The following is an 18,380-nucleotide window of genomic DNA, read 5'->3' on the forward strand; positions in this document are numbered from 1 at the left end:
GTGCGTAACCGCAGCGGCTACGTCGACAAGCCGGTCGCGGACCAGGTTGCCGACCGCACGCTCTCCTCTCTGCTGATCGACAGTCGTGAGAACCCGCTGAATGTTCGCCTGGCCTTTGGAGAGCCCGAGAAGGAAGGGCGCGACACCTACATTCTGCCGGTCATGATTCGGATTCCGCTTCGGGATGTCATCCTGGTGCCCGACGAGGCCAACCGCGTGGGCCGGCTGCAGATCTTCGTAGCTCTCCAGGACGAGGAGGGCAACATGTCCGATATTCATCGATTCCCGCTGCCGGTGAGCCTGCCGGCCGAGGCTGGGGGCGAAATGGCCGACCCGGAGATCGGTTACCGAACGAATCTCAAGGTCAAGAGAGGGACGCCCAAGATCGCCGTCGGGGTCTGGGATGAGGTGTCGGGCACCGAGTCGTTCGTGTTCGAGCACGTGCTGGTCGGTCAGGAACGCCTACCGGCTCGTCGCCCGCGTAGCGGCCCCTAGCTAGCAACAGAGAGGTTTCTCATGCGTTATCGCATCACACTCGGTGCCGTTCTGGCACTGCTGGTTTTTGGATGGGTCTCGGCCCCGGCGGTAGCTCAGACGTCGGCGAGCGCAACCGGTGCGGACACCCGCTCCGAAGTAGCGCCCGAGGACATGTTCTTCGAGGTCGTCGACGTCAACCTCGTCAACGTGCTGGTCTGGGTTACAGACAAGAAGGGCGAGCCGGTTATCGGACTGAAAAAGGACGACTTCGAGATTCTCGAAGACGGCAAACCGGTCGAGGTCACGAACTTCTTTGCCGTCGAGAGGGGGCGGCCGACGCCCGACAGCGACGGTGTCGAGAAGACTGAGCCGGTTCCCGGCAGGCCGCCGTTGCCCCTGATCACTTCGCTTCCGGAGGATCAACGCCTTTATCTGATTGTCTACGTCGACAACTTCAATCTGGCCCCGGCGAATCGCAATCGGGTCCTGAACCGGCTCCAGGGCTTCCTCTATAGCCAGCTGGGCCCCGAGGACCAGATCATGCTGGTCAGTTACGATCGATCGCTTCACGTTCGACAGCCGTTTACGACCGATGCAAGCCTGGTTACGGCCGCGCTGGAAGAGGTAAAAGACCTCTCGGGTCATCAGGTGGATCGTATCGCCAGCCGGCGCCGGGCCCTGGAAGAGATCGAGGAGGTCGACTGGGGGGGCGCCGCGCTTTCGGCGGCTCGTTCCCATGCCGACGAGGTGTATGCCGAGATGGATTTCACCCTCAAGGCGATGGGCGATCTCATGCAAGCGCTCTCCGGCCTTCAGGGCAGGAAGGCGCTGCTCTACGTCAGCGATGGCCTGCCCATGAGCGTGGCGGAGGATCTGTTCATCGCGGTGGACGAGCGGTTCCCGAGGGCGAGCGCTCGGGGCGAGGCCTTCGCTTACGATCTGCAGCCGGAGTTCCGCCGCCTGGCGGCCCAGGCGAATACCAGCGGGGTCACCTTCTATACGTTGGATGCCGGCGGCGCCGAGATCCACAGCTCGCTCTCGGCCGAGGAGGGGGGCACTCGCCAAGGGGGTGGACGGATCTACGTCGACTCCATCTACAACGCGAACCTGCAGGAGCCGCTTCATCTGATGGCGGACACGACCGGCGGTATCGCGTTCACCAACACCAACGCGATCGAGGCTTCTCTCGACCGAGTGTCGAGCGACTTTGGCAACTTCTACTCCCTGGGTTTCCGTCCGGGCCATGCCGGCAGCGGCCGTTACTACAAGCTCGAGGTGAAAGCGGGCAAGGGCCTCCGCGTGCGGCATCGCGAAGGGTACCGGGACCAGACGCCGGAGGCGCGGATGGCGGATGGCTCGCTGTCCTCGCTCTACTTCGGATTCCAGCGCAATTCGATGAACGCTAGGATCGTCTTCGATTCGCCCAGCCCCCGAGACGGCAACAGCTACTTGGTGCCGGTGCAGGTGAAGATCCCGCTCAACCACCTGACCCTGGTTCCTCAGGGCGACCGGCACAACGGTCAATTCAGGATCACGGTGACCGTCATGGACGACGAGGGGCGGTTATCACCGGTTCAGCAGAAAGAGCCGGTGGTGGTGGCGATCCCGGCAGCGGATCTCGAGCAGGCCATGGGGCAGCACTTCTCCTACGACCTGCAGTTGGTGATGCGCAAGGGCGTGAACAGGCTGGCGGTGGGCGTTCGCGACGAAATCGGGGGCGAGACCTCCTTCGTCCACGACACGATCCGCGTCGGCGGCTAGCGGCTCAGGACAGCGTCTCGGCCAGGGCGCGCCAAGCCCGTCCGCGGTGGCCGATCTCGTCCTTGCGGGCGTCGCCCAGCTCGGCGTAGCTGCGCGACTCGCCTTCGGGTTGAAAGACCGGATCCCAGCCGAAGCCGTGATCTCCGCGCGGAGGCAGGACGAGCCGGCCTTCGGTACGGCCTTCTCCCGAGACCGTCTCCTCGCCGTCGTACAGAACCAACAGGCAGACGGCCCTGGCGCCGGGCTCGTCGAGCGCTGCCGCGGTTCGGGCAATTCCCTCGGCGCCGACCGCATCCAGCATCCACTTGACCAGAGGACCGGGAAAACCGTTCAAAGCCGAGAGCTCGAGGCCGGTCTCCTCGACGATCACCGGCCGCTCGAGCCGGCGCCAGGCTTCGAGCGCTTTCTCGCGAGCTACCTCGGCCAGGTCGTCGGACTGAATCTCGGGTAAGTCGATCGCCACGTGGCGCATGGGGAAGCCGCAGATCCGCTCGGCCTCGGCGACCTTGTTGGGATTGCCGGTCACCAGGGTGGCCTGGTCGAGGCGCCGCCGCGCCCTCTCGGAGATCATTGCGGCGGTGCCCCCTGTCCGGGGCGCAGCGTCCGAATCTCCTCGATCAGCGCCTCGACCTGCACGCGCAGATCCGCAAGGCTGCCGTCGTTCGGCACGACCCGGTGCGCGGCTCGCTCGCGCATAGCACGGTCGGCCTGCGCCTCGAGCCGGGCGCGAGCATCGCTCTCGGAGAGCCCACGGGCGACGGCACGTCGAATCCGCCGCTCGGTGTCCGCCTCCACGGTCACTACGAGATCGAAATCCGGGGCATAGCCGGCCTCGACGAGGAGAGTGGCCTCCAGAACGGTCGGCACCTCGGAGGCGCCGGCGCTCTCGGCGAAGTTGGCCCGCACCAGCGGATGGATTCGTTGCTCGAGAGTCTCGAGCAGCTCGGGATTCGAGAAGACCCGCGCGGCCAGCCGCGCATGATCGACCGCACCGTTCTCATCGAGAGTCTCGGCCCCGAAAAGCTCGCCGACGACCTCTGCGCCGGCTTCGCCGCTCCGGTAGAGGTCGGCCACGATCTCGTCGGCGTCTACAACCTCGAAGCCGGCTTCGGCCAGCCAGCGGGCGACGGTCGACTTGCCGGAAGCGATGCCCCCGGTCAGGCCGATGGTCACCGCGGCACTCACAACACCTCCAATCCCTGGCGGCGTTGCGACGCGAGCAGCGTATTGGCGAGCAGCATGGCCACGGTCAGCGGCCCGACCCCTCCGGGTACCGGGGTAATGGCCGAGCAGAGCGGGGCGACGCGGTCGAAATCCACGTCACCGGCGACGATACGGCCTTTGCGCTCGAACGCTGCCCGACGGGCCGCGTTGCCGGGGAAGAGCTCGTCGACCTTGGCGGCGTCTGTAATCCGATGGATGCCGACGTCGACCACGACAGCGCCTTTGCCCACGAACTCGGGGCCGATCATCGCCAGCTTACCGACCGCGGCGACCAGCAGGTCGGCTTGTCGAGCGAGCTCGGCGAGATTCTGGCTGCGCGAGTGGCAGACCGTGACCGTCGCTTGCCGACGGAGGAGGAGCCCGGCCAGGGGCTTGCCGACCAGGTGGCTCCGCCCGATGATCACGGCTCGCTTGCCTGCGATCTCGATCCCGGAGCGGTCGAGCAGTTCGACGATTCCGCTCGGCGTCGCTGGGAACAAGCCCGGCTGGTCCAGCCACAGGCGCCCCACGTTCACCGCATGCAGGCCATCGACGTCCTTAACGGGATCCAGTCGGTCGAGGATCTGCCGGGGACGGAGAGAGGCGGGAAGCGGGAGCTGGATCAGTATGCCGTCGACCGCGTCATCGCGATTGAGATCGCCGATCGTTCCTTCGAGCTCCTGCTGCGTGGTGTCGGCACCGAGCTTGACGGTTCGATGGACGAAGCCGGCGGCCTCGGCAGCGCGGGACTTGCTGCCCACGTAGATCTCCGAGGCCGGGTTGTCGCCGACAAGAACCGCCGCCAGCCCGGGAGGGCGGGCTCCCAGGGCCAGGAACCGGGCGACGTCCTCGGCGATCTCGAGGCGTAGGGTCCGGGCGAGGCCGGCACCGTCCAGGATCTCGGTCATCGGGCGGCTCCCGTGTACAGGCATACCGTGCCGCCGGTCAGGTCTCGGCTGTGGGCGCTGCCAAAGCCCGCCGTTTCCATCCGCCGGACAAAACCGGCCCGCTGAGGGAACTCGAGCACCGAGGAGGGCAGGTACGCGTAGGCCGAGCCTCTCGGTGAAACCAGTCGGCCGAGAACCGGCAGGATCCGGCGAAAGTAGAACAAGTAGGGTCTCCGCAACCATTTGGCTTCGGGGACCGCGAACTCGAGGATGGCAATCTGCCCGCCCGGTCGCAGGACCCGGTGCAACTCGACCAGCGCCTCGTCGAGATCGGCGACGTTGCGAAGGCCGAACGAGACCGTGCCCGCGTCGAAGCGGTCGTCATCGAAAGGCAGCACCAACGCATCCGCGGCGATCCCCTGCGGCCGGCGCGACGAGTGCCTGGAGTATTTGCGTTCCGCCAGGGCGAGCATCGGCAGGCAGAAGTCGCTCGCTATCACTTTGCCGCCCCGCCTGCGGACCGCCAGCGCCTGGTCACCGGTGCCACAGCACAAGTCCAGAACCCGGGCATCGGGGGCCAGATCGAGTGCCGCCGCGGCTCGCTTGCGCCAGGAGATATCCAATGCGCCGGATAGGAAATGATTCAAAAAATCGTATCTGGGGGCCACGCCGGCGAACATCTCCTGGATGCTGCTCCCTCTCTTGTCCAGGTTCGTGCGCGACGGGCTCACAGCGAGCGAGTTTACCCCGGTGGCGTCCGGCTCTCGAGGGGAGGACGATCGAAGGACCGATTTCCCGGAAAGCGTGCCTCGAGCCTTGACAGGCGCTGGTGCCTTGCCTAAGATCATGAGCCCTTTGCCTGGCAAAGCCGGGTGAATAACGTCAAGTTGCGCCCTCATGGGGCGAGCGAGTAGTACAGACATGACCCGTACGTACAGCCCCAAGGCCGGTGAAGTCGAGCGCCGGTGGTACATCGTCAATGCCGCCGGTCAAACACTCGGTCGTATCTCGACCGAGATCGCTCGAGTCCTTACCGGCAAGCACAAGCCGCAGTATGCGCCGCACATCGACACCGGTGACTTCGTCGTGGTCGTGAATGCCGAGAAGACCGTTCTGACCGGCAACAAGGAGCAGGCGAAGATGTACTACCGGCACAGCACGCACCCCGGCGGCTTGAAGGAAGAGAACGCAGCGCGCCTTCGTGAGCGCCACCCGGAGCGCCTGATCGAAAAAAGTGTCAAAGGGATGCTGCCCAAGAACAAGATGGGCCGAAAGCAGCTGAAGAAGCTCAAAGTCTATGCGGGGCCGGATCACCCGCACGCGGCGCAACAGCCCGAGGCGTTGGACCTGGTCAACTAGGCCGGACAGGAGAATAAGTGAGCGAATTGCAGTATTACGGAACCGGCCGCAGGAAGACCGCCGCAGCGAGAGTCTTCTTGCGCCCCGGCTCGGGCGATCTCAAGATCAACGGGCGGGAGTTCGAAGATTTCTTCCCCAACCCGGCGCTTCGCATGATCGTGCGCCAGCCCTTGCTCCTGACGGAGACGACGGAGAAGTTCGATATCTCGGTGACCGTGCGTGGCGGAGGCTCGTCGGGGCAGGCGGGCGCCGTTCGGCACGGCATAACCCGGGCATTGGTCGAGTACAACGGCGAGCTTCGCGAACGACTCAAGGCCGGTGGATTCATCACGCGCGATCCGCGCAAGAAAGAACGGAAGAAGTACGGGCTCAAGGGAGCTCGCGCACGCTTCCAGTTCAGCAAGAGATAGCCGGAGGTATTGCGTTGGTTCAAGTAAGCATGCAGGAACTGCTCGAAGCGGGTGTCCACTTCGGTCATCAGACCCGGCGCTGGAATCCGAAGATGAAGCGCTACATCTTCGGCAAGCGCAACGGCATCTACATCATCGACCTTCAGAAGAGCCGCGAGATGTTTCTCGAGGCCGTGGACTATGTGCGCGAGATGGGGCGTACGGGGCGCCGCCTGCTCTTCGTGGGCACCAAGCGCCAGGCGCGAGACGTGATCTCCGAAGAGGCCAAGCGCTGCGAGCAGTACTTCGTGACCCATCGCTGGCTGGGCGGCACACTGACCAACTTCGTCACGATTCGAGCCTCCGTTGAGCGTTGGAAGGACATCGAGGCACGCATGGCCGACACGGCGAATCCCCTGATCAAGAAGGAGCGGCTTCGCCTGGACCGCGATCGGGAAAAGATGGAGCGCAATCTGGAGGGTATCCGAGACCTGGATGTGCTGCCTGATGCCGTTTTTCTGGTCGACCCGAAGAAAGAGTCGATTGCCGTTGCCGAGGCAAACAAGCTCGGCATTCCGGTCATCGCGATCGTGGACACGAACTGCGATCCTGAGATCGTCGAGTTCCCCATCCCCGGCAACGATGACGCGATTCGCACGATTCGGCTGTTTGCCGGCAAGATCGCGGACGCCTATTTGGAGGGCGCCGACGAGCTTGCCAAGCAAGTCGAAGCGGCGGCCCTGGAAGCCGCGGCCAAGGCCGAGGCAGCCGCCAAGGCGAAAGCGGAAGCGGCGGCAGCTGCTGCGGCTGCGGAGCTGGAGCAAGCAGAACAGTCCGCCGAGGCGGCCGCGGCGGTAGCGGCAGGCGAGACCACTGAAGAACCGGAACCAGTCGCAGAGCCGAAGGAGGAAGCGGCCGAGACCGACGAGGAAACTCCGGTCAACTAGACAACTCTAGGTCGGCCCGTGAGGGCAGATCCAGGTCAAGGCCAGACGCGCCGCGAGTTCCTGCCCGGGCGACTGGCCTTTTCTGTACTTGAAGGTAAACAAAAGGAGAGACAAGCTCATGGCAATCACAGCAAAGATGGTCAAGGAGCTCCGGGAGCGCACCGGCGCGGGAATGATGGACTGCAAGAAAGCGCTTCAGGAGGCTGACGGTGACCTGGATGCGGCCGTGGATATCCTGCGCAAGAGCGGAGCGGCGGCAGCGGCCAAGAAGGCCGGTCGGATCGCGGCGGAAGGAACCGTGCTGTCCTACATCCACGCCGGCGGCAAGATCGGCGTGCTGGTGGAGGTGAACTGCGAAACCGACTTCGTCGCCCGGACCGATGCTTTTCAGACCCTGGTCAAGGACATCGCGATGCACATCGCCGCCTCCGATCCGCGTTTCGTTGAACGCGACGAAGTCACCCAAGATGTGCTCGCCAAAGAGCGCGAGATTTATCGCGATCAAGCGCTCCAATCGGGCAAGCCCGAGAATGTGATCGACCGGATCGTCGAGGGCAAGATGGAGAAGTTCTTCTCGGAGAACGTCCTCACCGAGCAGCCCTTCGTGAAGGACTCCGATAAGACCGTGGGACAGCTTGTTACCGGCGCGGTGGCCTCGATGGGCGAGAACATCAAGATCAGGCGCTTCGTGAGGTTCGCGCTCGGCGAAGGTCTCGAGAAACGCGAAGACGATTTTCTCGAAGAAGTCCGCAAGCAGGCAGCGGGCTAGTAGTCCGGACAAGGCACGAAACGGAGCGCCCCGATGACAGATTCACCCCGCTTCAAACGCATCATGTTGAAACTGTCCGGGGAGGCTCTGATGGGCGACTCGGGCTTCGGTATCGAGGAGCCCATCGTCGCTCAGATCGCCGATGAGATCCGCAAGGTCTACGACCTGGGCGTCGAGATCTCGATCGTGGTGGGAGGCGGCAACATCATTCGGGGTCTGGCGGCCAGCCATCGCGGGCTGGATCGTGTCACCGGTGACTACATGGGCATGCTGGCCACGGTCATCAATGCCCTGGCGCTACAGGATGCGCTCGAGAAGCGCGGTGTGACGACTCGGGTCCAGACCGCGATCGACATTCGAGACGTGGCCGAGCCCTTCATTCGGAGGCGCGCGATGCGTCATTTGGAGAAGGGGCGAATCGTCATCTTCGCCGCCGGGACAGGCAACCCGTTTTTCACGACCGATAGCGCCGCTGCACTGCGAGCCAACGAGATTCAAGCCGATGTTCTGCTCAAGGCCACCTCGGTGGACGGTGTCTACAGCGCGGATCCCGCCACGGAGCCCGAGGCGGAGTTCCTGGGACGGATCACCTATCAGCAGGTCCTCGAGCGCAATCTCCGAGTCATGGATGCCGCCGCCATCAGCCTGTGCCGCGACAATTCGGTTCCGATCGTGGTCTTCAAGCTCATGGAGCCCGGCAACATCCGGCGCGTTGTGTGCGGAGAGAGAGTCGGATCCTGGGTCGGCGATGATTATCGGCCGAACGCCTGAAGGTTGACAGTTTGGTGACCCCGGCGCGAAACTTGACGCACCTGAGACACGACCAGGGAGAGGTGAAATGCAAGAGTTGTTTCTCGAGATCGAGTTGAAAATGAAACAAGCGGTGGATCATTTCCACGACGAGCTCAAACACCTGCGCACCGGGCGCGCGTCGCTTTTGATGCTCGACGGCGTCATGGTCGACTACTACGGTACGCCCACACCGCTCAACCAGCTCGCGAACCTGTCGGTGCCGGAGGCGACCATGATCGTGGCTCAGCCGTTCGATCCGTCCGCAATCGGGGCCATAGAAAAGGCCGTTCTGCAGGCCGATCTCGGACTCAATCCGGCCAACGACGGCAAGTTGATCAGAGTCCCGGTTCCGCCGCTCACCGAAGAACGCCGCAAGGAGATCGTGAAGCGGGCGCACGACATCGCCGAGGCGTCCCGCAACACGGTTCGCCAGTGTCGCCGGGACGGCAACGATTCGCTCAAGGACCTCGAGAAAGAGAAAGAGATCGGTAAGGACGACGAGCATCGCGGTCACGAGGAGATGCAGAGGCTCCACGATCACTACATCGCCGAGATCAACAAGTCGCTGGAGACCAAAGAGAAGGACATCCTGGTCGGCTAGATCGGGGACACGATTCGTTCGTGTCCCCTCCCGACCGGTTTTGCGAGAGTCCCCGAGCTCTGAGGCAGAGCGAGCCGAAAGTAGGCCGCCGGTGCGCTCTTCTCGCTCGCCGATGGCTCGCTCGCAAGAGGCACGCGGCCGGCCTTTCAGGCCCAGGTCCAGGCGACTTTGGAGGCGCGGGCATGTCGTTCCGAGAGACTCGGGACAGGAATCGCTGCTCCTCGTCTTCCCCTCCAGTCGCCACGCCGGATCCTCGCACCGCCTCAAACATCTCCGCGCCGGCAAGGCCGAGACCGACCTTCTTCTTCGAGTTGCTCCAAAAGCACAGAGGGCGCAGGCGAGAGCCTGAGCCTTGCAGGCCCTCTAGCTCGAGCCGGCTACTGGTCAGTCGCCTGCCGACCGCCGCCGACGCGAGAGGCGATATCCTGGCAGCGACATGCTCATATACGGATTCCACCCGGTCCGCGAGGCTCTCAGGCTGCGCCCGAGAGACGTCGAATGGGTGGCGCTTGGCGAGAGCGCACAACGGTCACGCGTGAGGGAGATCCAGAAGCTCTGCCGGCGGTGCGACGTCAGTGCCGAGTCCCGCCCCGGGGCCAAGCTCGACGAGCTGACCTCGGGCGCGGTTCACAACGGCTTCGTGGCGGAGGTCCGGGACAGCAGGACGGCTCCATCCGGAGGAGATCCGGAACTGGTCGTGCTGCTGGAGGATGTTCAGGATCCCCGCAATCTGGGCGCGATCCTGCGCGTGTGCGAAGGGGCGGGGGTGGGCCGGGTTCTGATTCGCGACCGAGGGAGCGCCCCGTTGTCGGCCGCGGCGATCAAGACCTCGGCCGGTGCGGCCGAATACCTCGATGTCGACCGGATCACCAATTCGGCCAACGAGATAGAGGCCCTTCAGAAGGGTGGCTTCTGGGTCTACGGCGCCGATGGCGAAGGCGATCCGGTCTGGGAAGTGGACCTCAGCGGCAAGGTCTGCCTCTGCCTGGGAGGAGAAGAGAAGGGATTGCGGCGCAGAACCCGAAAGCTCTGTGATCGCCTGGTCGCCCTGCCAATGAGAGGACGCGTGGCATCACTCAACGTCGCGACGGCCGCCGCCGCGCTGCTATACGAGGCCGTGAGGCAGCGCTCATGAGGCTCGGGTGGCGCTTTTACGGGGGCGGCAGCATCGACGATCTTGCACACACGGCACCGAGCCGCTACACTCCCGGCCCGCGGCGCGCCGCTCTTGCCGGCATAGCTCAGGGGCTAGAGCAGCTGACTTGTAATCAGCAGGTCGTCGGTTCGAATCCGACTGCCGGCTCCAGGTTTCTGGCAGAGCGCAAGCGCGCTAGGATTGACAATCTGAGGAGGTGTGGCCGAGTGGACAAAGGCAGCAGACTGTAAATCTGCCGGGCTTCGCCCTACGGTGGTTCGAATCCATCCGCCTCCACCATATTGAATCTCTTATTTTTCAATAAGTTAAGCGGTTTCCAGCGGCTTGAGCCCTGGTTCGGAAGGTCTTGGTCTTGAGGGGATGATTCTTCCGCCGAATGATGGCCTTGTAGCGGGCCGAACCATCCGACAGGGCGCGCTTCACGCTCGAGCTCCTTCAAGCGCTGCCGCTCTTCGGTCGTCAGACCTGGCCGGCGGCCTGCATCACGTTCCGCCTGCCTGACCCATTAGCGAAGCGTCTCTGCCGTACAACCGATCTTCGAGGCGATCGACTGGATTGCCGACCACTGCGAGCTGTGGTGCACCTCTTGGTCCAGGACCATACGAACCGCCCGCTCCCGCACCTCTGGTGAGTACCGTACTTGTCTTCCCATGGCTCCATCCTCTCAAGTCTTGGAGCCTCCGGGAAAACCGGGGCGGTTCAGAGTGGAGGCGGGTGGCGTGGTTGAGCGAGGCAGACTCACGCTCCAACAGAGCCGCCCACTCTCCCCTCTCCTACCGCAAACGAGCCTCGAAGCGCTGAATGATGTGCTCGGCCAGAAGAGTCGCCATGAACGGTTTCGCGGCTTGGGTGGTATGGACATGGTCCTTGAATGGGGCACCCGAGTACTCGTCGTAGGAGTCACTGAGGTCGACGATTGCCTCTCGATCGGACTCTGGCAGCGCCTGGATCAGAGCACGGATGCGCCTTCGGCAGTCGAGAAAGTGTGCTGTTCTCTCCGTGAGGTTGCTGCTCCCGTCAACCTGGGGCTCAGGGCGGATGCGGAACGACTGTGAGGGTTGAAAGAAGGCGATGAATTCCGCTCCAAATGCACTGCTGATCCGCTTGGCCTTGATAAGCCTGGCGACGTACGTCTCGCTCAACTGCTGCCGCCAGGCGGCCGTCCCATAGCCTGCTTGCGATTGCGTCTGGGCCAACGGCACGAAGCGGTTCAGGAACTGGCGCGAGCCGATCTTGCGGGCGATGTGCGACCCGTAGAGGAACATGGTGATGGCCGGGTACGATCCCACATCGGACTCGAGGAGAGGGTGGTTCTCGTAGGCCATGAAATTGAACGGATACCCGGGCCTGGGATCCCATGAAAAGGGGTGGGACAGGTCGTTGTTGCCGTTGTACATGACTACGAGGTCCGGGCTCAGGTCGACGACTTCGTACACGATGCGCGCGAGCTCCATGCCAGAGACGGAGGACACGACGCCCAGGTTGAAGACCCTGACGTGGGTCAGCCCCACGTCCGCCAGTTCGTCTTGAAGGAGCGTTGAGAGCGCCGGAGTTCCACTGAAGACGGTCGATCCACCCAGGACGTAGATGCGCCGTTCGTTCGGCTCCTTCGTCGCCCCCGGGAGCGGTCCGCGGTAACCGCGAGCGTTCAGGGTACTGGACTTCTCCCCCGGTCTCTCTCGGACCGCGACGGGTGCGCCGGGCTTTCCGCCGAACATGACGTAGGGCTTGGGGTGCCGCACCGAACCGACTGGGAACATTCGGTCGAACGCTGTGCGCGCGTCGGGTGCGAGCACGCCAACCGCGACGTCGAGCAGCAGCACAGCGACGAGAGCGACGAGCATTGCTACGAAGATCCGAGCCAGTAGCGCCTTCACTCGCAGGAATCTCTCTTTGTGGGCCATGTCATGCACCGCCGTGCGGCCGCCGGCGAGTACATCACGACTGACATAGGCGCGCAACCAGGAAGCAGAGCGGCAGCCCCTGCGCGGACTTTTGCTCCCCCACGCCGCGCTCCGTCCCACCGGCCGGCGGCTGGAAGTCCGGGCAGCTGGCGGGCTGGGCCCAAATGAGTGGCCAGATCAGTGGCGAGTGCAGTAGGAACACTTGGCCTTCCAATCAGAAAAGATAGAAAGACCTATTACTGTAGTAGTTCGTTCCTAGTAGGTACCGTGCCTCGCCGATGCGCCCCTCAGCTCGAGGGTGCAATTTGGGGTGCATCGCGTGCCAACTTCCACCCATTCCCTCCATAGTCCGGCAACGAGGTGGGGAGGGGCGACAGGTCACCAAAGGCCCATTACGGCCTTGCTGTTTCTAGTTGTTGGTGGCCGTTCGAAGCTGAGGGGTTCTGCCGCTGTTGCCGCTCATTTTCAGACTGTAGATCTGCCGGGCTTCGCCCTACGGTGGTTCGAATCCATCCGCCTCCACCATGTTCAAAGTCCCGTCTTCACGTACCACCCTCTTCTCTAGATGCTTCTCGAAATGGTTGGCTGTTTCGATGCCAGGCACGCATATGCGCCCAGGTCTCGGACTCGGTGACCGAGGGCCGGCTGAGGTCTTCGAACCGGTAGCTCCGCGCCTCAGTGAGATACTCGATCAGGAGCTGCCATGCGAAAAAGCGGCGGGCTCTGAGCCGTGGGTTCTGCCAGTGGTTGGGGTCGTCCAAAAGGTCGATCCGCTGCGCTAGATCGTAGTCCGGATCGCGGCGGATTCCCGCCAGGCTTGCCTGGTAGTCGGCCCAGCCTTCGCTCTTCCACGCTGGTAGCGAGCGGCTCGCATCCGGCCCGAGGCTGTCGATGACGCCGAAGTGTGCGACCTCGTGGACGATGGCGAAGGCCAGACTTCCCTCGAAGCGCGAATGTGCGAACAGTCCGCCCCGATGGGCCGCGAGCTGAGCGAGGCGCGGCATGGAAACGAAGATGTTGCCTGGGGCTGAGAGCCCAATGGCCTGTGAAGAGGGAGTGCGACGGGTCAGCCTGGCGAAGAAGCTGTAGCGGCGCATGCTGTGGCAAAGGTAGACCTTGTAGGTCTTGCTCCCGAGCTCGTGCTCGATGGCAGCCAGTCCCTCGGCGACCTCCGCGACGAGCTCCTCGACGTCGACCGAGGGCACTCGATCGGAGTAGACGCGAAAGCCGCCGGCCCGCTGGTGGTGGGCAAAGAGCGGATTGGGGTAGACGAGGACTGCGACATACAGCGCCATCATCATCAGCAGGACGAATAGCATTCCCACAACCCATTTCCACGGGCTCGCCCTCTTCCTCTTGTGATTGCCGGTCATTTGTCAGGTTCCGCTCCGTTGACAGCCTACGGCCGCATCGTCGCGCCGATCAGCAGAAAACAATCGCCTGGTTGCATTTCGGCGAAGTCCCTGAACCGATAGCGCCAGACGACGGTGTCTCCCTCTTGGGCGGCCACCGGGAAGCGCGCTTGGACCTCGGCCTCGCCGTTGGGCTGCTGGTGGGCCACGATTCTGTTCAGCTTTTCCCGGCTGCCGTCGGGCCTCTCGATCCTGGCCCTCACGGACATGGTTCCGGTCCGGTCCGGAGTCCGTCGCGGGCTGTAGATGCCGGCAAAGACCGTACCCCCGAATGTGGCCAGCCTGTCGCTCGTCATGAGCTGGCGCATGACGATCCTCTCAGGATGAGCCACAGGTTCGTCGTCAGCGCAGTACTGGTCCAGAACTCCGACGGCGTCGAGGGCGACCTGCGCTATGGCTGCACTCGAGCAAAACGTCATCAATGCGATGGTCAGGAAGCTGACTCCTACGATTCGTCTCATGGTCCTCTCCTTTCGCGACGGTTCCATTCACGTTGTCAACTCTGGCTCGTCAATCGAGCGCGACGCGCCACGCACCGCGGCCGTGGGTAAAGGCAAAGAGGTACCGCTGGCCCTGCGGCGTCTGCACCAGAGCCAACCACTCCGTACCTGCGCGCGCGAATCCGGTGATCTCTATTGCCCAGCTCTCGCCCCCGTCGATTGACACGAAGACGCCGAGATCGGTGCCGACGTACAGTCGACCTCGATCCTCCGGGTCGACGACCAGAGAGTGGACCGGAATATTCGGCAGTCGGGTCCCTCCCTGACCGTCGATCGCCTGCCAGCTCACGCCGCCATCGAGACTCCTCCACACATGCTTGCCGCCGAACCCCGCGTATGTCGCGTAGATGACGGCCCTGTCGAGCGGGTCGAAGGCGACCGAGGACACGAAGCCGCTGCGCGGCCGCACACCTTGCCAGACCGTGCCCCCGTTGGCGCTGCTACCCGCCTGGGTGCTGTAGATGGTGCCGCGATTCGTGCCGACAATCACGATGTCGCTGCTCATCGGCGAGACCGCAATGGCGCTGGTCTTGCCGCCGTCGGCGAGGAGGGTGCTCGCTTGGCGCCAGCTGGTGGCCGCATCGCTGGTCCGCCAGATCCGGCGCCCGCCGAACCACAGCGTCCCGGAGTCGCTCGAGTCCATCACCAGCGGTGCGATGAAGAGATAATTCCTCGCCACGGCACGGAAGTCGCCCGTGCCGCCCAGGTCGTTGATGCCGCCGATCGTCTGGATGAAAGTTGCGCCTCTGTCCGTCGACTTGTAGATGAAGCCGTTCTGGGTCGTCACATAGATGACGCTCTCGTCGTCGGAGGCGATCGCCGAGTAGCCACCGTCGCCACCGAAGACTCGCCACCACCTCTGGCCGACGCCCGGGAAGATGTTCGAGATGGTTCCGTTGTCCTGGGTACCGCCGAGAACGTGCTCTCCATCGGGGAAGACCGAGCCGTGATAAAACTGCGTCACTCCGTACCGATTGTTGAGCGATTTCCAGCGCACGCCCGCCGATCCCGGGTTGCAGACCGCCAGATCGTCGCGGCTGAGGGCGGCCGCGGCGTTGGTCGTTCGGTAGACGCCGCCATCGTTGAGCGAGTACAGGGTCTTCGGCTTGCGCGGGTGAAACACCAGCCCGTGATGGTCGGCGTGAACGAAGTTGCGGTTGCCGCTCTCCGCCCACCAGTAGGTGGCCGGATTCCACTCACTGCCTCCGTCGTCGGAGCGGAAGAGGTCGACTCCTGCCGCCCACACGTGGTCCGGGTTGCGCGGATCGACGGCGATGACGTTCACGTACCAACCCATACCGAAAACGTTGTTGGATCCCTCAAAACCACACTCTTCGACCGAGGCGGTGATTGGGTTGGAAAGCAGCAGAGTGTTGGTCTTGCGCGGGTCGGAGTTGCGCACTCTCGCTTCCCAGCTGCCGGCAGCGCCGGCTTCATCGGAACGGAAGACCGCATGAAGCGACTGTTCGTAGAGTCCGTTCGTGCCCGGGCTATTGCTGGCGGCCAGGGCGTACACGATGTCCTGATTGGAAGGCGCGATCGCGAGGCTCGTCCTCCCCATCCCGGCCTCGGAGAGCACCGGAGTCCACCTGCCACCGCCCTCAGCCTTGGGTTTGCGGTAGACGGTCGCAGTTTCGAGCGTGCCGCACGAGGCGAAGAGATAGTCGGTTCTCTTGTCGGTTCGCAGTGCCAGATCGAGACAACCGCCCTTGACGCCCGCTCGCAGCACCCGCTTCCAGGTCTCGCCCCCGTTCTTGCTCCTGAACACGCCCGCCCGCGTCGCCGCATAGATTCGCGATGAGTCGTGTCTGCTGACCACCAGGTCGTTGACCCAGTGAAATCGCGGGCCATCGGTCGACAGCATGAGGCTCCAGCTCTCGCCCCGGTCGTGGCTCAGGAAGATGCCGCCACCGCGAAGCGGCAGACTCGTGGCTCGTACCTCTTCGCGGAAGAATCCCTCTCCTGTTCCAGCGTAGATGGTGTCGGGATTCGCGGGATCGAACGCGAGTGCGTTGACCGCCAGATTCGTCATCTCGTCGCCCACGGGACGCCACCGCTTGCCGCGGTTTGTCGTCTTCCAGATCCCTCCCGAGACGCCAGCGGCGTACATCCGGCGCGGCGCTCGGGGATCGATCACCATCACCCGTGTTCGACCGCCGATGTTGCCCGGACCCAGGGCCTCCCAGGTGTCGAGGTGGAGCGTCGATGCCGTCGTCTTCCAGCCGGACGCCTTGGACCTCAGCAGCCTTTGTCGCCGAGTCGAGTGGCGCGGCATCGAGTCCATGTGTCTTCGAGCCCGTTGGTACTCGTGTCGCGGGTCGACGGCGGGTACGCCACCCAGACGCTTCTCGTAGAAGAACGTGTGAGCCGCCCCCGGCTGATCGTATGGCGTGGGGATCGGGCGACTCAGTTTCTGGCGAATCGGCTCAGGCAGGCGACGCTGCGGACGCTCGCTGGTCGCGTCGGCCGGTGTGAGAAGGCCGGCAAGGGTCACAATTGCTCCAACCAGGATGAGTCGTCGTCTCATGTCGTCCTCCGGCCTTGATTCTGCAGAGCTGCTCGATCGTCGAGACTGAAGGCCCTGGCTCGCCGCTTGTGGCCTTCACAGGTAACGCGGATTGGCGGAGAAAAACCCGCAACGCGAGCACCGCGTCAGCTTCTTTTGGCCCGAATCAGAACCCGCGCGAGGCCCTGGGGCCCACGATCTCCACTAGTGATAACGGTGATAGGAAACTCTGCGCACTTTCTGCAGAAATTTCGCGTTACTTGGTGAGGATGACTGCTCTCTGCTGATCGGACCTCGTACTTCCTGCGGTGGCACAATGAAAGCTAGGAAACACAGATTGACTGTCCTGCTCACCACCTTCCTGCTCAGCTCGTTCTCCCCGGCAGGGGAGACTCCGTTCCAGGTGACCTACATCGCCAACGCCGGTTTCCTGATCGAGGCCGGTGAGAGCAAGGTCCTGGTGGACGCCCTGTTCTCGGACCAGTCGATCCAGTACGCCCACGTGCCGTCCGGCGAGACGCTGGAGAAAATGGCGGCGGCGGAGCCGCCGTTCGACAACGTGGACCTGATCCTGGTGACCCACCGGCACCGGGACCATTTCGAAGCCGGGCTTGTGGCCGGCTTCTTGGCATCCAGCCCGGAAACAATCCTGGTGGCGCCGCCCCAGGCGGTGGAGTCCCTGGAGGATGTGGAAGGGCTCGGCGCCAGGGTCCGCTCCATCCATCCGGACCTGCATGGCTTCGAGACGGTCACCGAAGCCGGCATCCAGGTCAAGGCGTACCGGCTGAGTCACTCGGCCTACATGGAGACCGACCCGGTGACCGGCGAGGAGCGCAACCGCCACGAAGGGGTCCAGAACCTGGTCTACGTGGTGGAACTGGCCGGCCGCCGGTTCCTGCACACTGGCGACGCCGTGTTCTCCCAGTCCCTGGAATTGTTCGAGAACGGTCTTTTCCACAAGGTCGACTTGGACGTCGTGTTCGTGGAGTTCTTCGACTGGTCCGAGGAGACGGCCCGGGTCTTCAAGGCCTGGATGACCCCGGACCATATCGTGTTCATGCACCGCCCCCGGGAGCAGGACCAGATCGACGCCATCGAGGCCCGTCTGCAGGAGCGCTTCCCCCAGGCGGTTCTGTTCCTGGAGCCCATGGAGGTGAGGGGTTTCTAGGAGGCTCCCAGTTCAGGTGGCCTCAGTTCAGGTTCAGGTGCCAAGCTGCGCGCCAGACCCTTCCCCCGGCAACTTGGATCGCCATTCCAGGCCTTTTGCCCTGAAACGGCGGCAAGGCGGAGGTGCTGAGGGCTAGGTCGGGATCTGACCCGCCCGGCCGGGTGGCGACGGCCGCTGCAGCCGGCGCGTAGCCTGGACCTGAGCGTCCCTTTCGCCGGTCTTGGAAAGGAGATCCTATGGACGACCAAGAGGAACGAGAACTCAGGTACCGTTGTGCTGTGCTTCAGGCCTTGATCTCAAGGGGCGACACGAATCCAGTGAGTCGGGGCCAGGATGCACAGGCGACACTGACGGCGGCCGGTGAGATCCTGTGTCACCAAGCCTACCTCCTCGCCCGGAAGATGATCGAGGTCGAGGAAGCGGAGGCGGGGAACCAGGTCAGCACGTAGCGCGGAGCACCGGCCCGACAGGCTGGAGCCCGGATGCAGGCCCATGCAAGTTCTTGAACTTGTTGTAGCCCCCCTGCCCCCGGCCTGACAATGAACGATA

19 protein-coding genes, 2 tRNA genes and 1 pseudogene are annotated in these 18,380 nt (G+C 63.7%); 13 read left to right on the top strand and 9 right to left on the bottom strand.

Features of this window, described 5'->3' with window-relative positions:
* Both GY769_20660 and GY769_20665 read left to right on the top strand, forming a co-directional pair.
* Window positions 1-495, top strand: a 495-nt coding sequence (locus GY769_20660; protein MCP4204333.1) for a hypothetical protein, incomplete at its 5' end; no start/stop codon positions are given.
* A gap of 21 nt (window positions 496-516) precedes the next feature.
* The gene (locus tag GY769_20665) at window positions 517-2,238 is read left to right on the top strand and encodes a VWA domain-containing protein (protein MCP4204334.1); all 1,722 of its coding nucleotides are present in this window, start codon (window positions 517-519) and stop codon (window positions 2,236-2,238) included.
* 4 nt (window positions 2,239-2,242) lie between these two features.
* Here GY769_20665 and GY769_20670 read toward each other — a convergent pair whose 3' ends face one another.
* From GY769_20670 to GY769_20685, 4 genes are read right to left on the bottom strand one after another with little or no spacing between them, the layout of a single operon-like run.
* The gene (locus GY769_20670) at window positions 2,243-2,809 is read right to left on the bottom strand and encodes a non-canonical purine NTP pyrophosphatase (protein MCP4204335.1); all 567 of its coding nucleotides are present in this window, start codon (window positions 2,807-2,809) and stop codon (window positions 2,243-2,245) included.
* Window positions 2,806-3,423: a dephospho-CoA kinase gene (locus tag GY769_20675; GenBank protein ID MCP4204336.1), complete on the bottom strand. Its 618-nt coding sequence runs from the start codon at window positions 3,421-3,423 to the stop codon at window positions 2,806-2,808. Before GY769_20675 ends, GY769_20670 begins: the two co-directional genes overlap by 4 nt.
* The gene (locus GY769_20680; protein MCP4204337.1) at window positions 3,420-4,349 is read right to left on the bottom strand and encodes a bifunctional 5,10-methylenetetrahydrofolate dehydrogenase/5,10-methenyltetrahydrofolate cyclohydrolase; all 930 of its coding nucleotides are present in this window, start codon (window positions 4,347-4,349) and stop codon (window positions 3,420-3,422) included. The genes GY769_20675 and GY769_20680 overlap by 4 nt, the downstream gene beginning before the upstream one ends.
* A complete protein-coding gene (locus GY769_20685) occupies window positions 4,346-5,059 on the bottom strand; it encodes a ubiquinone/menaquinone biosynthesis methyltransferase (protein ID MCP4204338.1) in 714 nt (237 codons plus the stop codon). The genes GY769_20680 and GY769_20685 overlap by 4 nt, the downstream gene beginning before the upstream one ends.
* Before the next feature lie 190 nt (window positions 5,060-5,249).
* On the opposite strand from GY769_20685, the gene rplM reads away from it, so the two are divergent.
* From rplM to GY769_20730, 9 genes are all read left to right on the top strand, one after another.
* Entirely contained in the window at window positions 5,250-5,687 is a 438-nt protein-coding gene (gene rplM / locus GY769_20690; protein MCP4204339.1) for a 50S ribosomal protein L13, read from the top strand.
* A 17-nt stretch (window positions 5,688-5,704) separates the two neighbouring features.
* Entirely contained in the window at window positions 5,705-6,097 is a 393-nt protein-coding gene (gene rpsI / locus GY769_20695) for a 30S ribosomal protein S9 (GenBank protein MCP4204340.1), read from the top strand.
* A 14-nt stretch (window positions 6,098-6,111) separates the two neighbouring features.
* The gene (gene rpsB, locus GY769_20700) at window positions 6,112-7,023 is read left to right on the top strand and encodes a 30S ribosomal protein S2 (protein ID MCP4204341.1); all 912 of its coding nucleotides are present in this window, start codon (window positions 6,112-6,114) and stop codon (window positions 7,021-7,023) included.
* A 118-nt stretch (window positions 7,024-7,141) separates the two neighbouring features.
* Window positions 7,142-7,792, top strand: coding sequence for a translation elongation factor Ts (gene tsf / locus GY769_20705; GenBank protein ID MCP4204342.1), 651 nt, complete (start codon window positions 7,142-7,144; stop codon window positions 7,790-7,792).
* A 33-nt stretch (window positions 7,793-7,825) separates the two neighbouring features.
* Complete coding sequence (locus GY769_20710; protein ID MCP4204343.1) at window positions 7,826-8,563, top strand: UMP kinase; 738 nt, start codon at window positions 7,826-7,828, stop codon at window positions 8,561-8,563.
* 67 nt (window positions 8,564-8,630) lie between these two features.
* Window positions 8,631-9,185, top strand: a complete 555-nt coding sequence (gene frr / locus GY769_20715) for a ribosome recycling factor (protein ID MCP4204344.1) — start codon at window positions 8,631-8,633, stop codon at window positions 9,183-9,185.
* A gap of 436 nt (window positions 9,186-9,621) precedes the next feature.
* On the top strand, window positions 9,622-10,320 hold the full coding sequence (gene rlmB, locus GY769_20720; protein MCP4204345.1) for a 23S rRNA (guanosine(2251)-2'-O)-methyltransferase RlmB: 699 nt from the start codon (window positions 9,622-9,624) through the stop codon (window positions 10,318-10,320).
* Between the two features lie 95 nt (window positions 10,321-10,415).
* Window positions 10,416-10,491, top strand: a tRNA-Thr gene (locus GY769_20725).
* 42 nt (window positions 10,492-10,533) lie between these two features.
* A tRNA-Tyr gene (locus GY769_20730) sits at window positions 10,534-10,620 on the top strand.
* Window positions 10,621-10,753: 133 nt separating this feature from the next.
* Here the strand turns inward: GY769_20730 and GY769_20735 are convergent.
* From GY769_20735 to GY769_20755, 5 genes and pseudogenes are all read right to left on the bottom strand, one after another.
* Window positions 10,754-10,993 (bottom strand): annotated as a pseudogene (locus GY769_20735) (transposase).
* A 121-nt stretch (window positions 10,994-11,114) separates the two neighbouring features.
* Window positions 11,115-12,245: an SGNH/GDSL hydrolase family protein gene (locus GY769_20740; GenBank protein ID MCP4204346.1), complete on the bottom strand. Its 1,131-nt coding sequence runs from the start codon at window positions 12,243-12,245 to the stop codon at window positions 11,115-11,117.
* Between the two features lie 542 nt (window positions 12,246-12,787).
* Window positions 12,788-13,618 (bottom strand): hypothetical protein, encoded by an 831-nt coding sequence (locus tag GY769_20745; protein MCP4204347.1) that lies wholly within the window; start codon window positions 13,616-13,618, stop codon window positions 12,788-12,790.
* 26 nt (window positions 13,619-13,644) lie between these two features.
* Window positions 13,645-14,118 (bottom strand): hypothetical protein, encoded by a 474-nt coding sequence (locus GY769_20750; GenBank protein MCP4204348.1) that lies wholly within the window; start codon window positions 14,116-14,118, stop codon window positions 13,645-13,647.
* A gap of 49 nt (window positions 14,119-14,167) precedes the next feature.
* Window positions 14,168-16,684 (bottom strand): hypothetical protein, encoded by a 2,517-nt coding sequence (locus tag GY769_20755; protein MCP4204349.1) that lies wholly within the window; start codon window positions 16,682-16,684, stop codon window positions 14,168-14,170.
* A 316-nt stretch (window positions 16,685-17,000) separates the two neighbouring features.
* Between GY769_20755 and GY769_20760 the strand changes: the two genes are divergently transcribed.
* Both GY769_20760 and GY769_20765 read left to right on the top strand, forming a co-directional pair.
* Complete coding sequence (locus GY769_20760; GenBank protein ID MCP4204350.1) at window positions 17,001-17,831, top strand: MBL fold metallo-hydrolase; 831 nt, start codon at window positions 17,001-17,003, stop codon at window positions 17,829-17,831.
* 236 nt (window positions 17,832-18,067) lie between these two features.
* Window positions 18,068-18,280, top strand: coding sequence for a hypothetical protein (locus GY769_20765; protein MCP4204351.1), 213 nt, complete (start codon window positions 18,068-18,070; stop codon window positions 18,278-18,280).
* Window positions 18,281-18,380 lie beyond the last annotated feature (100 nt).

The sequence above is a fragment of the bacterium genome (assembly GCA_024224155.1).
Lineage (GTDB): Bacteria > Acidobacteriota > Thermoanaerobaculia > Multivoradales > JAHEKO01 > CALZIK01.

Bases quoted from the DNA above. Each gene is read 5' to 3' on its own strand.
- GY769_20665 (MCP4204334.1), top strand. From the start codon at position 517: ATGCGTTATCGCATCACACTCGGTGCCGTTCTGGCACTGCTGGTTTTT.
- GY769_20670 (MCP4204335.1), bottom strand. From the start codon at position 2,809: ATGATCTCCGAGAGGGCGCGGCGGCGCCTCGACCAGGCCACCCTGGTG.
- GY769_20680 (MCP4204337.1), bottom strand. From the start codon at position 4,349: ATGACCGAGATCCTGGACGGTGCCGGCCTCGCCCGGACCCTACGCCTC.
- rplM (MCP4204339.1), top strand. From the start codon at position 5,250: ATGACCCGTACGTACAGCCCCAAGGCCGGTGAAGTCGAGCGCCGGTGG.
- tsf (MCP4204342.1), top strand. From the start codon at position 7,142: ATGGCAATCACAGCAAAGATGGTCAAGGAGCTCCGGGAGCGCACCGGC.
- GY769_20710 (MCP4204343.1), top strand. From the start codon at position 7,826: ATGACAGATTCACCCCGCTTCAAACGCATCATGTTGAAACTGTCCGGG.
- frr (MCP4204344.1), top strand. From the start codon at position 8,631: ATGCAAGAGTTGTTTCTCGAGATCGAGTTGAAAATGAAACAAGCGGTG.
- rlmB (MCP4204345.1), top strand. From the start codon at position 9,622: ATGCTCATATACGGATTCCACCCGGTCCGCGAGGCTCTCAGGCTGCGC.
- GY769_20740 (MCP4204346.1), bottom strand. From the start codon at position 12,245: ATGGCCCACAAAGAGAGATTCCTGCGAGTGAAGGCGCTACTGGCTCGG.
- GY769_20745 (MCP4204347.1), bottom strand. From the start codon at position 13,618: ATGACCGGCAATCACAAGAGGAAGAGGGCGAGCCCGTGGAAATGGGTT.
- GY769_20750 (MCP4204348.1), bottom strand. From the start codon at position 14,118: ATGAGACGAATCGTAGGAGTCAGCTTCCTGACCATCGCATTGATGACG.
- GY769_20755 (MCP4204349.1), bottom strand. From the start codon at position 16,684: ATGAGACGACGACTCATCCTGGTTGGAGCAATTGTGACCCTTGCCGGC.
- GY769_20765 (MCP4204351.1), top strand. From the start codon at position 18,068: ATGGACGACCAAGAGGAACGAGAACTCAGGTACCGTTGTGCTGTGCTT.